Origin of the sequence: Pantoea sp. ME81 (assembly GCF_903970985.1) — a bacterium.
GTDB classification, from domain to species: domain Bacteria; phylum Pseudomonadota; class Gammaproteobacteria; order Enterobacterales; family Enterobacteriaceae; genus Pantoea; species Pantoea communis.
This window is the reverse complement of the sequence record NZ_CAJCKS010000131.1, coordinates 1-13,558: the sequence shown is the minus strand read 5'-3', so window position 1 is coordinate 13,558 and position 13,558 is coordinate 1. Positions and strand designations below refer to the sequence as shown.

The 13,558-nt window shown below is 54.1% G+C and carries 9 protein-coding genes and 1 pseudogene; 8 read left to right on the top strand and 2 right to left on the bottom strand.

All coding sequences use genetic code 11. The features are described 5' to 3' along the window. From H7A81_RS19905 to H7A81_RS19890, 4 genes are all read left to right on the top strand, one after another. Positions 1-681 (top strand): 3-ketoacyl-ACP reductase FabG2 (locus H7A81_RS19905; RefSeq protein WP_182058498.1); only part of this gene is annotated, 681 nt, incomplete at its 5' end. After that, positions 681-1,913: a beta-ketoacyl-ACP synthase gene (locus tag H7A81_RS19900; protein WP_166932035.1), complete on the top strand. Its 1,233-nt coding sequence runs from the start codon at positions 681-683 to the stop codon at positions 1,911-1,913. The genes H7A81_RS19905 and H7A81_RS19900, both read left to right, overlap by 1 nt. Positions 1,914-2,273: 360 nt before the next feature. Beyond that, positions 2,274-4,472 carry a TonB-dependent siderophore receptor gene (locus H7A81_RS19895; protein WP_182058497.1) on the top strand — a complete coding sequence of 733 codons (2,199 nt, stop codon included), beginning with the start codon at positions 2,274-2,276 and terminating at the stop codon, positions 4,470-4,472. A 316-nt stretch (positions 4,473-4,788) separates the two neighbouring features. Then, complete coding sequence (locus H7A81_RS19890) at positions 4,789-4,962, top strand: hypothetical protein (RefSeq protein ID WP_166931874.1); 174 nt, start codon at positions 4,789-4,791, stop codon at positions 4,960-4,962. Here the strand turns inward: H7A81_RS19890 and H7A81_RS19885 are convergent. Next, positions 4,959-6,107 (bottom strand): beta-glucosidase, encoded by a 1,149-nt coding sequence (locus H7A81_RS19885; protein WP_182058496.1) that lies wholly within the window; start codon positions 6,105-6,107, stop codon positions 4,959-4,961. The two genes, H7A81_RS19890 and H7A81_RS19885, sit on opposite strands and share 4 nt — an antisense overlap. A 155-nt stretch (positions 6,108-6,262) precedes the next feature. On the opposite strand from H7A81_RS19885, the gene H7A81_RS19880 reads away from it, so the two are divergent. Continuing rightward, complete coding sequence (locus tag H7A81_RS19880; RefSeq protein WP_304622196.1) at positions 6,263-7,720, top strand: phosphatidylserine/phosphatidylglycerophosphate/cardiolipin synthase family protein; 1,458 nt, start codon at positions 6,263-6,265, stop codon at positions 7,718-7,720. Positions 7,721-7,784: 64 nt separating this feature from the next. Here H7A81_RS19880 and mdoC read toward each other — a convergent pair whose 3' ends face one another. Continuing rightward, positions 7,785-8,936, bottom strand: coding sequence for a glucans biosynthesis protein MdoC (mdoC, locus tag H7A81_RS19875; protein ID WP_182058495.1), 1,152 nt, complete (start codon positions 8,934-8,936; stop codon positions 7,785-7,787). 279 nt (positions 8,937-9,215) lie between these two features. Between mdoC and H7A81_RS19870 the strand changes: the two genes are divergently transcribed. The 3 genes and pseudogenes from H7A81_RS19870 to H7A81_RS27765 form a co-directional block, all read left to right on the top strand. Further along, positions 9,216-10,751 carry a glucan biosynthesis protein G gene (locus H7A81_RS19870; RefSeq protein WP_182058499.1) on the top strand — a complete coding sequence of 512 codons (1,536 nt, stop codon included), beginning with the start codon at positions 9,216-9,218 and terminating at the stop codon, positions 10,749-10,751. After that, positions 10,744-13,293 (top strand): glucans biosynthesis glucosyltransferase MdoH, encoded by a 2,550-nt coding sequence (gene mdoH, locus H7A81_RS19865; RefSeq protein ID WP_182058494.1) that lies wholly within the window; start codon positions 10,744-10,746, stop codon positions 13,291-13,293. Before H7A81_RS19870 ends, mdoH begins: the two co-directional genes overlap by 8 nt. A gap of 138 nt (positions 13,294-13,431) precedes the next feature. Then, positions 13,432-13,558, top strand: a pseudogene (locus H7A81_RS27765) (YceK/YidQ family lipoprotein); the annotation flags it as partial.

Genomic DNA, 13,558 nt, shown 5'->3' with positions numbered 1-13,558 from the left:
ATTGCGCTTCGCCTGGCGCAGGATGGTTTCAACGTAGTGGTGCATTACCACCGTGATGCAGCGGGTGCACAACAGACGCTGGCGGACATCACGAATGTGGGCGGAGTGGGGCGCACTCTGCAGTTTGACGTGGCCGATCGCGAAGCTACGCGCACCGCGATTGAAAACGATATCGCCGAACACGGCGCCTATTACGGTGTAGTGAATAATGCCGGTATTACGCGCGACGGCGCTTTCCCGGCCCTGACCGAAGATGAGTGGGACAGTGTGATCCACACTAACCTCGACAGCTTCTACAATGTGATTCATCCCTGTGTGATGCCGATGATTGGTCTGCGCAAAGGCGGTCGTATCGTCACCTTATCCTCAGTGTCTGGCATCATGGGCAACCGTGGTCAGGTCAACTACAGCGCGGCCAAAGCCGGGATTATCGGTGCCACCAAAGCGCTGGCCATCGAGTTGGCAAAACGCAAAATCACTGTGAACTGTATCGCGCCGGGTTTAATCGACACTGGCATGACGGATCTGGAGCCGATGGTGATCGACGAAGCGCTGAAAATCATCCCGATGAAACGGATGGGCGCGGCTGAGGAAGTCGCCGGGCTCGCCAGCTATTTGATGTCGGATATTGCGGGCTACGTAACGCGTCAGGTGATTTCAATTAATGGAGGTATGCTGTGATGCAACGGGTCGTGGTAACCGGAATGGGGGGCGTCACTGCCTTTGGTGAAAACTGGCCAGCGGTGGCTGCGCGCATTAAGCAGGGGCAAAATGCAGTGCGTAAAATGCCGGAATGGCAGATTTACGACGGCTTACACACCTTGCTCGGTGCCCCGGTCGATCACTTCGAACTGCCCGCGCACTACACGCGCAAACGCATTCGTTCGATGGGTCGTGTGTCGTTAATGGCGACGCGCGCTACCGAGTTGGCGCTGGAGCAGGCCGGCTTGATCGATCACCCGGTGCTGACCAGCGGGGAAACCGGTATTGCCTATGGTTCATCTACTGGCAGCACCGGCCCGGTCAGTGAATTTGCCACCATGCTGACAGAAAAACATACCAACAACATTACCGGCACCACCTATGTGCAGATGATGCCGCACACCACGGCGGTGAATGCCGGGTTGTTCTTTGGCCTGCGTGGCCGGGTGATCCCCACCTCCAGCGCCTGTACGTCGGGCAGCCAGGCGATTGGCTATGCGTGGGAAGCGATCCGCCATGGTTATCAAACGGTGATGGTGGCGGGCGGGGCTGAAGAGCTGTGTCCTTCCGAAGCGGCGGTGTTTGACACGCTGTTTGCCACCAGCCAACGCAACGATGCACCGCATTCTTCACCGTCACCTTTTGATCAGCAGCGCGATGGGTTGGTGATTGGCGAAGGCGCGGGAACCTTGATCCTCGAATCACTGGAGCATGCCCAGGCACGCGGCGCCACCATTTACGCCGAACTGGTGGGTTTCCACACCAACTGTGATGCGGCGCATATTACCCAGCCGCAGCGTGAAACCATGCAGATCTGCATCGAACGCGCGCTGAAAACGGCGGGCGTGACGCCGGAGCAGATTGGCTATATCAATGCCCATGGCACGGCCACCGATCGCGGCGATATCGCTGAAAGTCAGGCCACGGCAGCGATATTTGGCAATAACACGCCAATTTCGTCGCTGAAAAGCTACTTTGGCCACACGCTCGGTGCCTGTGGTGCGCTGGAAGCCTGGATGAGCATTGAGATGATGCGAGAAGGGTGGTTTGCGCCCACGCTAAATCTGACGCAGCCCGCCGCAGAATGTGGCGATCTGGACTATATCATCGGCGAATCACGACCAATCGATACCGATTATATTCAATCCAACAACTTTGCCTTCGGGGGTATTAACACCTCGCTGGTGTTTAAACGCTGGCGCGACGCCTAACTGTTCCCGACTGTCAGCGGTTTCAATAAGTGAAGCCGCATCGCCTAAATTCTCCAAACTGCGAGCGCTTTCATTAAGCGAAACCGCAAAGCCTGAATCCTCCAGAATGTCAGCGGTTTCAATCAACGAAGCCGCTGTACTCTTATTTTTACCGGTCTCAAATCCCCACAATTTCTGAGTGAAATCACGGTAGTAAGTGCAATTACCGCAGGGAGTTTTCGCTTTCTTAACAAATAAGCGCTTCTGACCACGCTGAGTTGAGTAAGTTCAGCGATTTTACTTGCTTTCGTATTGGCACTCCGCATAATCGCAAACCGTAATAAAAATGATTATCAATATATTTCGTATCAGGGGATATCCATGCGTACTTCGCCTTTCAATCCCGGACTGAAACCGACGCTGCTCGCCGTTCTGGTCAGTGCCGGTTGTTTGCCAGTGATGGCTGCTACCACCAACACCACAACGTCTTCAACCGCGGCCAAAAACGAGCAGCAGACGCTGACTGTGACCGCAACGCCACAAGCTGACTTCAAATCCGGCGGCAATGATTTAGTACCCGCTTACCTCGACGGGCAAATCGCCCACGGCGGTCGCCTCGGCATGCTAGGTGAGCAGAATGCCATGGATGTGCCGTTTAACGTCATCGGCTTCACCTCGAAAATGATTCAGGATCAGCAGGCGAAAACCATCGCTGATGTGGTGCGTAATGACGCTGGCGTTCAAAATGTCAAAGGCTACGGTAACTTTGCCGAGGCTTATCGCATCCGTGGCTTCGAGTTGGATGGCGATGATATGACATACGGTGGTCTGGCAGGCGTTGTGCCGCGTCAGGTGATGGACGCTTCTCTGATTGATCGCGTCGAAATTTTCAAAGGCGCTAACAGCCTGGTCAACGGCGCGGCGTCATCTGGCGTCGGTGGCATGATCAACCTGGAGCCGAAGCACGCGGAAGATACGCCGATTACCCGCGTTGGCGTGGATTACACTTCATCTTCTCAGGTCGGCGGAACGCTGGACGTGGGTCGTCGTTTCGGTGATAACAACCAGTTTGGCGTTCGTTTCAATGCAGTTCATCGCGAAGGTGAGACTGGCGTGGATGGCGAGAAGAAACGCACCACGGCAGCGTCACTGGGCCTGGATTATCGTGGCGATCGTCTGCGCACCTCGCTGGACGTGGGCTATCAGAAAAAGACCTATCATGATGCGCTGCAGGGCGTGAAATTCGGCGACTTCATTCCAGAGGTTCCCTCCAACTCGCATAACTACAGCCAGAAATGGGTGTACAGCGATATGGAATCCGAATTCGGAATGGCGAAAGCGGAATACGATATCACCGATAGCTGGACGGCCTATGCCGGACTGGGTGCACAGCATGCCCACGAAACCGGTAACTATGGTTCGCCAACGGTTACCGATACCAATGGTGATGGCACTATCAGCAGCTTCTACTCCAACCGCATTCAGGACAACATGAGCGGTATGGTGGGTCTGCGCGGTGATTTCCACACCGGTTTCGTCAGTCATAAAGTCAATGTGGGCTATTCAGCATTAACCACTAATGCCAAAAACGCCTACAACATGTCGCTGGTCGGCACGCCGTTCAACATTTACAACAGCGGCGATGTTGCAGAGCCGGCAGCAACCTTCGCCGGTGGTAAATTCTCAGATCCGCTGACGACAGCTCGCACCCGTACGCAAGGTTACCTGCTGAGTGACACCTTAGGCGTGTTTGACGATACGCTGCTGTTCACCGTGGGTGCGCGCCATCAGAAAGTGGTAGTGCGTAATTACGCTTACGGCACAGGTGCGGAAGATGTCAGTTCTCGTTATACCAATGATCGCTGGATGCCAACTTACGGCGTGGTTTATAAGCCGTGGAAACAGGTGTCCTTCTACGCGAACCACACCGAAGCGTTACAGCCAGGCAGCGTGGCACCTAACACCGCGACTAACTATGGCAGCGTAACGGGTGTTGCACACTCCAGGCAAAACGAAATCGGGGTGAAAACCGACTTCGGTCGTATGGGCGGATCGTTAGGTCTGTTTGAAATCAAGAAACCATCAGGCCTGTTAAACAGCGACGGCGCTTATGTGATGGATGGCGAGCAGCGTCACCGTGGGCTGGAAGCCAACGTCTTTGGTGAGCCGGTTCTGGGTCTGCGCTTGAATGCCAGTGCGACCTGGATCGATCCAGTGATGACGAAAACCTCCGGCGGCACCTATGATGGCAAACAGGCTATCGGTGTGCCTCGTTACAACTATGTGCTGGGTGCTGAGTACGACATCAAGCCTGTTGATGGTTTGACCGCGACAGCCATGCTGAACCACTCCGGTTCACAGTATGCAAACTCAGCCAATACGTTGAAGTTGGATAGCTACACCACGCTCGATTTGGGTGTGCGTTACCGCATGAAGGTCAGCCAGAACGATCTGGTCTGGCGCGTTGGTGTGGATAACGTGACTAATGAGAAATACTGGGCCAACGTCGATGGTACCGGCACCTATCTGGTGCAGGGCGACCCTCGCACCTTGAAAGTCTCCATGAGCTACGATTTCTAATCCGGCTCTTAACAGGGACGCCATTGCGTCCCTGTTGTCATTTCATACTGAAATAATTCTGTATCTTGCCACGCATTCCATTACACTCAGTGCGGCAATCCCGCGCACAAAAGTCTTTTGTTATTGAGTCAACATGAGTTCACCCGCGCCACCTGACGATCACGACGAGCCTTTACGACAATCTCTGGATGATGCGCACTTCGCTATTGTGGTACTTGCAGTGACCTCTGTTACCCTTATAATCTTCGTCCTGATGGTGACGTTATGGATGAGCTAAGGTCAGCAACAGTTCATGGAAGCCTGCAAGGAGATGTCGATGGAAGCCCGAGATGACAAACTGATCGCCATAATTGGCCTGCTCTCCGCCTGTTTAATCGGCGTGGTGTTCCTGTTCACCATGACATGGCTGACCGATGTGCGCCATCCCGCCGATCCCACGCTTGATGTACAAACCTGTCCGCCAAAAGTTCATCCGACGCAACACTCTTAATTCTGTTTTTCCCGGTTGTGCCACTTAATTTGCTGACTGCGTAGCTCTAACGCCAGGGCTTCGTGTAGCGTGCGATTGCCATTGGGATCGCCCAGGCCAAACAGCGCGCCAGGTGAACGTCGATCGTCTGCCCAGGCCGGATATTCGACTACCGGATAGAGCGAAATGCCTTCCAGCGCTACCCCTTCATCCAGAGCTAACAGCGCCTCTTCCGTGACATGCCGCAGCCAGGGCGCGCGCGCGTCGCCTTCGGCACCGGTTTCTGCCAGCAGCAATGGACGTTGATAGCGCTGCCAGCATTGCAACAACAGGCGATGCAGCGGTTGATAAGTCGCGTGTTCAGCGGGGATGGTGTCGCCAGAAAAGAACCAGTGGTTATCGGGATAGTAATTCAGGCCGAGAATATCGAGGAAGTCTTCACGCCCGCCCAGCTCCGGCGCATCGCGCCCGGCAATCCAGTCCCAGGCTTCAAACTGGGACTGATGCTGGGCATCTGCATAGGGCTTACTGTCGGGGTTGTCGGGGTCGGCAGCGATTTGCACCAGCGGATCGGTGAGTACAAAGCGCGCATCAGGATAAACGTCGCGAACCGCATGCATCGCCGCCAGCGAGGCGCGTACCAGCTGACGTTTTAGCTCGCGGCCGCGCTCGCTGGCATAGGGATCAAGCCAGGAAACATCTGCCCCGGCCCAAGACCAAAAGGATATTTGGTTGATTGGGGTGAAAAAAGGGTGTTCAACGCCTTCATTACGCATCAACTGCGCCATGGCACGTGCGAAACGCTCAAAATGATCGACAAAGGCGCTACGCCAGATATCAAGGTGTTCCGGGTAGCCAAAATGGGCTAATTCCCAGATGATCTGCATATCGTGACGTGCGGCGGCATGGACCATCGGTAAAAAGCTGCGCCAGTCATATTCGTTTGGCGTGGCTTCGATTAAATGCCAGCGTGCACCGTCGCGGGCAGTGTGTAATCCTTCCTGCGCCAGCGCAGCGTAATCTTTCTCCAGTAACATGTCGTGACCACTACTGATCACCATATCCATACGACGGCCCCCGCTGCGGCAGGCGGTGGAGCAGGGGAAGCTACCCTGGAAGAAACTGCGGAAAAGCTGCGGGTGATGGCGCGGGGATTGCTGAGTCATCATCCTCTCCTCACGGTAAACGTCGGATGCAGAACGCACGCCTAAGTCTAGACTGTAAACTAAAGACGCGTCAGTGAGCGGTAGCAGATATCTCTGATGGCCATCCGATGCGGTAAGACCAACAATAATAGATCCAGTGAATTCAGGGATTCGGTATGAGTGAAGCAGCATCCGTTCAGCAACCGCCTGCGGGCGAAGGGTTACGAGAGATTGTTGATGCACGTTGTGCGCTGCATCCTGGGATGAGTGGCATTCATCCCCTTAACGATGGTCTGGATGCCTTTGCCGCGCGCTATCTGCTGATGGGCATGGCGCAACACACTATTGATGTGCAGTACTACATCTGGCACAACGACATGTCTGGCCGTCTGTTGTTTAGCGCGTTGCTGGATGCCGCCGAACGTGGCGTCAACGTTCGCTTGCTATTAGATGACAATAATACGCCGGGCCTGGATGACACGCTGGCCGAACTCGATCGCCATCCCAATATTGCGGTGCGCTTATTCAATCCCTTTTCCTTTCGCACCCTGCGCGCGCTCGGTTACCTGACTGATTTCGCCCGCCTTAATCGACGCATGCACAATAAGAGCCTGACGGTGGATGGGGCCGTGACACTGGTCGGTGGGCGCAATATCGGCGACGAATATTTCGGGACTGGCGATGAGCCGCTGTTTACCGATTTGGACGTGCTGGCGATTGGCCCGGTGGTACATCAAGTCACGCACGATTTCGAGCGCTACTGGCAGAGCAAAGCGGTTTCACCCTTGCGCGCGGTAGTAGATGTCTCGGGCGATGCCCATCAGGCTGTGCGTTTACCGGCAGAGTGGCAGCAGAGTGAAGCCGTTCAGCGTTATCTGGCGCGGCTGGAGCACTCTTCTTTTGTCAGCCAAATGGAACAGGGAACAATGCAGATGACGTGGGCCGAATCGCGTCTGCTGAGTGATGATCCGCGCAAGGGACTTGGCAAAGCGAAACGTTCCAGCCTGTTGCCGCAACGCATGCTGGAGGTGATTGGCACACCGCAACAGCAGTTCGATATCATCTCGGCGTATTTTGTGCCCACGCGTGCCGGCGTGGCTCATCTGGTCGCACTGAAGCGGCGGGGTGTCAAAATCGCCATACTCACCAATTCACTGGCGGCCAATGATGTGTCCGTGGTGCACGCAGGTTATGCGCGCTGGCGTAAAAAGCTGCTGCGTCATGGTATTGCGCTGTATGAGATGAAGCCGCAAGCCAACGCCAGTGACGCCCCACATGACCGTGGGTTAACCGGTAATTCCGGCTCAAGCTTGCATGCGAAAACCTTCACCGTCGATAACCGAAAGGTGTTTATCGGCTCGTTTAATTTTGATCCCCGCTCTGCGGTGCTGAATACCGAAATGGGGCTGGTGATTGAGAGTGAAGCCCTGGCGCAGCAAACCCATCAGCGCTTTATTGCCGGGATGCGCGATCGCGCCTGGACACTGCGTCTGGACAACTGGGGGCGGGTGAACTGGGTTGAGTATCCCGGTGAAGCAGGTGAGGTGGTGCACAAGCATGAGCCGCAGTGTACGTGGATACAGCGACTGCTGGTGCGATTGGTGTGGCGCTTACCGGTGGAGTGGTTGTTGTAAATGACGCAGGACATGCTGGCGCACCGGACAACAATCGCCCCCACATTGTGGGGGCTGATGCCGATTACCGTGTAGCAGAGGGCGCTTTAGCCGCATTGCGCTGAGGTTTACCGGAGAACAGGAAACGCAGCAGTGGGATGCGCAGATGGATTTCATACAGCATAAAAGCAATGCCAAACACCATCAGCAGACCGACAAAGAAACCTAGCGTGTTGCTGCTAATATGCGGGGTAACGTAAATGCCATACAGAATCGTCAGCGGATGGTGCACCAGATAGATAAACAGTGAGGCATTGACTAAATACATGATGCGCGGGGAATGGCTGTTCAGCAGCTTGTGACCAAAGCTAAAGCAGACATTCAGCATACAAAGTCCCATCAGAGTTGAGATCACCTCATCAATTTCATACAGCCAGCCATCGCCGCTGCTGTATCGCTGATTCAGGCTGTAAGCGATAAATACCGCAATGGCGCCAAAACACATCACCGGATTGAAACGCACAAACAAGGCTTTGAGCGCCTGATGTTTCCATGCTAATGCGCCCAGCATAAAGAACGGCAGGAACGTCAGGGTTTGCATCACGGCCACGCTGAACAGACCGTCGGCGAACACGGCCGGTACGGCATAAAACAGCGCGCGGCGGAACAGACACCAGACCAATGCATAAGCCAGAAATGCCAGCGTCAGTTTCCCCCAGCCTACCTGCTGATAATCAATCTTCCGCTGCTGAGTGCTCAGCCAGCGGAAGGTCAGCATGCCGAATGCCGTTAGAATCACTAAAACCAGTAAAAACCACAGATGAGAAATCAGTTCCCACGCCAGCGTGTTGTACTTGTCATACCAAGAAAAGCTATCCCAATGACCCACTTTGTCGGTCAGATTTTTTAGCATAAAAAACTGCGGCAGGGTAATGAGCGGAATGGCGGTTAACAGCGGGATACCTACACGCTCCATGCGGACCTTCAGCCAGTGTTGTGGCCGATAGCGCAGGTAAAGCATGTAGGAAAAATAACCTGAAATAACAAAGAACACCTGCATGCGGAAGGCGTGGATGAAGTCATTCAAAACGGTTAACCACATCGAGGCATCGTGGCTATTCACGGCCCAGCGCTGTGTGGAGTAAATCAACGAGACGTGAAAGGGCACGCCTAATAACATTAAGTACGCTCGAATGGAGTCGAGAAAATATTCGCGTTCGGGTTTTGCTGAACTCATAAGCTTCCAATTTGTCAGTTTACTTGCCGGTTTCACCCTGAAACCGGATTATGCTGGATGAAAATTCTACCGCCTGTAAACAGCGTATACTATCAGGTGATTCTGTATCTTAACCTGAAGGGTTTAATTATCCGAAAAGCACACTTTCAGCTTACAAATCAGCGGAACAATCTTGTGCATAAGCTGTCGGAAAACCGAATAATCCTTTAAGATAAACGGGTTTGATCTGAGCACACGAAAGGGGGGGATGTGCTAAATAAAGTGAATAAAAAAGTGGGACTGGTAAAAATGCGCTGGGTAGGCGCGGCAGTTCTGCTGGCGTTGTACGCCAACAATAGCTGGGCGTTCAACATTGATGATGTGGCAAAACAAGCCAAGGCGCTGGCAGGGAAAGGTTACGAAGCGCCGAAGAGCAATTTACCCTCTCAGTTTCGTGATATGAAATTTGCGGATTATCAGCAGATCCAGTTTAACCACGACAAAGCATACTGGGGCAAACTGCGCACGCCGTTTAAGCTCGAGTTTTATCATCAGGGCATGTATTTTGATACGCCGGTGAAAATTAATGAAGTCACCGCCTCATCAGTACGTGAAATCAAATATAACCCTGACTATTTCAACTTCGGCAACGTGAAACACGATGCTGATTCCGTCAAGAACCTCGGGTTTGCCGGATTCAAAGTACTGTATCCATTAAACAAAAAGGGTAAAGACGACGAAATCACCAGTTTCCTGGGCGCCAGCTATTTCCGCGTGATTGGCGAAGGTCAGGTGTATGGTCTTTCTGCGCGCGGCTTAGCGATTGATACTGCACTGCCATCAGGTGAAGAGTTCCCGCGCTTTAAAGAGTTCTGGATTGAACGTCCAAAACCTCAGGACAAGCAGCTGGTGATCTATGCACTGCTGGATTCGCCACGTGCGTCCGGTGCTTATCGCTTCATTATCAAACCGGGCAAAGAGTCGACGGTGGATGTGCAGTCTAAGGTTTACCTGCGTGACAACGTCGGCAAACTGGGCGTGGCACCACTGACCAGCATGTTCCTGTTTGGTGCTAACCAGCCTTCACCGGTGACCAATTTCCGTAACGAGTTACATGACTCGAATGGGCTGTCCATTCACGCGGGCAACGGTGAGTGGATTTGGCGTCCGCTGAACAACCCGAAACACCTGGCGGTGAGCACCTTTACCATCGAAAATCCGAAAGGATTCGGATTGCTGCAGCGTGGCCGTGATTTCAGCCATTACCAGGATCTCGACGATCGCTACGATCTGCGTCCAAGCGGTTGGGTTGAGCCACAGGGTGACTGGGGTAAAGGCCGTGTCGAACTGGTCGAAATCCCGACAGCGGATGAAACCAACGACAACATCGTGGCTTTCTGGACGCCTGAGAAATTGCCAGAGCCGGGCAAAGAGATGAATTTCCAATATCGTCTGCACTTCACGCGTGATGAAAACCAACTGCATCAGGATGATGTGGCATGGGTGAAAAACACGCTGCGTTCTGCGGGTGATGTGAAGCAGTCTAACCTGGTACGTCAGCCGGATGGCTCAATTGCCTTTACTATCGACTTCGTCGGTAAAGCAATGAGCAAACTGCCGGACAATACCCAGGTCGCGCCTCAGGTCAGTGTAGGCAACAATGCCGACGTGGTTGAGCAGAGTGTACGCTACAACCCGGTGACCAAAGGCTGGCGTTTGGTATTGCGTCTGCGCGTGAAAGATAACAAGCAGCCGACCGAAATGCGTGCGGCGCTGGTGAGCGGCGACAAGACATTGACGGAAACCTGGAGCTATCAGCTACCTGCCAATGAATAAATCGACTTTTTTACCTCAATCTTACGTGGAGGCCCTGCCGCTTGATGCGGCGGGGCGCGCTCGTCTGAGTGATTCGTTACAGAATGCCCAGGCGTTCCACGCTATTCATACGGCGCTGGGGCAAGATGTTGCCGCCAGCGATCGCCCGGATGATGCGCCGCTAAAATCGGTGTCATCACGCGTACAGATGGCCTGGCCGGATTCACTGGCCGAGGGTCAACAACTCAGTAAGGATTATCTCGACCGCACCACGCTGAAGGCGATGCCTAAAGTGAAGCGCTCGCTGATGTTCCCTGAGATCTGGCGCACCAACCCGATCGCGCGTGCATGGGATTCTGTGCGTGGGAAAAAATTCACGCCGCGTTATGCCACAGCGGAAGAGCAAAAGACCGAAGATAAGTGGCGTCATGTCGGTTCTATGCGCCGTTATGTCCTGCTGATTCTGACGATTTTACAGACGGTAGTGGCGACCTGGTACATGAAAACCATTCTGCCATATCAGGGCTGGACGCTGCTCGATCCTATCGAGTTGTTTAACCAGAACTGGCTGCAGTCGGTAGAGCTGATCCTGCCTTACATTTTGCAAACCGGGATATTGTTCCTGTTTGCCATTCTGTTCTGCTGGGTGTCCGCTGGTTTCTGGACCGCGTTGATGGGCTTCCTGCAGTTGATGATGGGTCGCGACAAATACAGCATTTCGTATTCGACCACGGGTGATGAGCCGCTCAATCCGGAGCATCGTACTGCGCTGATCATGCCGATCTGTAACGAAGACGTTGAACGCGTATTCGCCGGTCTGCGTGCCACCTGGGAATCGGTGCAGCGTACAGGTAATGCCGAGCACTTCGATGTCTATATCCTGAGCGACAGCTACGATGCCGATATCGCCATCGCTGAGCAGAAAGCCTGGATGGAGCTGGTGCGTGATGTCGGAGGCGCAGGCAAGATTTTCTATCGCCGTCGTCGCCGTCGTGTGAAGCGTAAAAGCGGTAACATCGATGACTTCTGCCGTCGCTGGGGCAGCAATTACAGCTACATGGTGGTGTTGGATGCTGACAGCGTGATGAGCGGTGAGTGTCTCACTGGCCTGGTGCGCATGATGGAAGCCAATCCGAACGCCGGTATTATCCAGTCGTCGCCAAAAGCGTCAGGCATGGACACGCTGTATGCGCGTTGTCAGCAGTTCGCGACCCGCGTCTATGGCCCGTTGTTTACCGCCGGTCTGCACTTCTGGCAGTTGGGCGAATCGCACTACTGGGGCCATAACGCCATCATCCGTGTTCAGCCGTTCATCGAGCACTGTGCGTTAGCACCGCTGCCTGGTGAAGGTTCTTTTGCCGGTTCAATTCTGTCACATGACTTCGTTGAAGCCGCGCTGATGCGCCGTGCCGGTTGGGGTGTGTGGATCGCCTATGATCTGCCGGGCTCTTACGAGGAACTGCCGCCGAACCTGCTGGATGAACTGAAGCGTGACCGTCGCTGGTGCCACGGTAACCTGATGAATTTCCGACTGTTCCTGGTGAAGGGGATGCACCCGGTTCACCGTGCGGTGTTCCTGACCGGTGTGATGTCTTATCTGTCAGCACCGTTGTGGTTTATGTTCCTCGCCTTGTCCACCGCGTTGCAGGTGGTACATACGCTGATGGAACCGACCTACTTCCTGCAACCGCGCCAGCTGTTCCCGGTGTGGCCGCAGTGGCGTCCTGATTTGGCGATCGCGCTGTTCTCTACCACGTTGGTACTGCTGTTCCTGCCGAAGCTGCTCAGTGTGGTGTTGATCTGGTTCAAAGGTGCCAAACCGTATGGTGGTGCCATTCGTCTGTTCTGCTCGCTGATTCTGGAAATGCTGTTCTCGGTGTTGCTGGCACCGGTGCGTATGCTGTTCCACACCGTGTTCGTGGTCAGCGCGTTCCTCGGCTGGGAAGTGGTGTGGAACTCACCGCAGCGTGATGACGATGCTACACCATGGGGCGAAGCTTTCCGTCGTCATGGTTCTCAGATGCTGTTAGGTATCGTTTGGGCGGCCGGTATGGGTGTGCTCGATCTGAACTTCTTATGGTGGCTGGCGCCGATTGTGTTCTCACTGATTCTGTCGCCGTTTGTGTCGGTGATGTCGAGCCGTGCAACGGTGGGACAGAAGAGTAAGAATGCGAAGCTGTTCCTGATCCCGGAAGAGTATGAACCACCGAAAGAGCTGGTTGATACCGATCACTACCTGCAGTTGAACCGCGAGCGGGCGTTGAAGAATGGCTTTATGCATGCCTTGTTCAACCCGGCATTCAATGCACTGGCAACCGCAATGGCCACGTCGCGTCACAAACAGAGTGCGTTGCTGGATCATGCACGCGACCGCCGTGTCGATCAGGCACTGAGCGATGCGCCTGAGAAACTGAACCGCGAGCAGCGTTTGCAGCTCATCAGTGACCCAGTAGTGCTGGCGCGCGTGCACTCACGCCTGTGGGAAAGTGCAGAGAAATATCATCAATGGGTGGAGAGTTATCAGAAATTGACACTCAATCCTGAGGCGCTTCCACAGCGCTAACCTCGAAAACCTAAAAGCGGCAGCGATGCCGCTTTTTTTTTGCCAACATTCTGACTAACACAATCTTTACGCGCACAGGTGTAGTTATTCCACCCGTGACCCGGTTAAACTAACGCCAGTTCATTGTGAGTAAATGTTGTGAATTATTTCCTTAAATTAACCCTATTGTGTGCCACCACACTCGTGTTGAGCGGCTGCGGCAGTATTATCAGCCGAACCGTCCCGGGACAGGGACATGGCAGCCAGTATTATCCCGGTGTGCAAT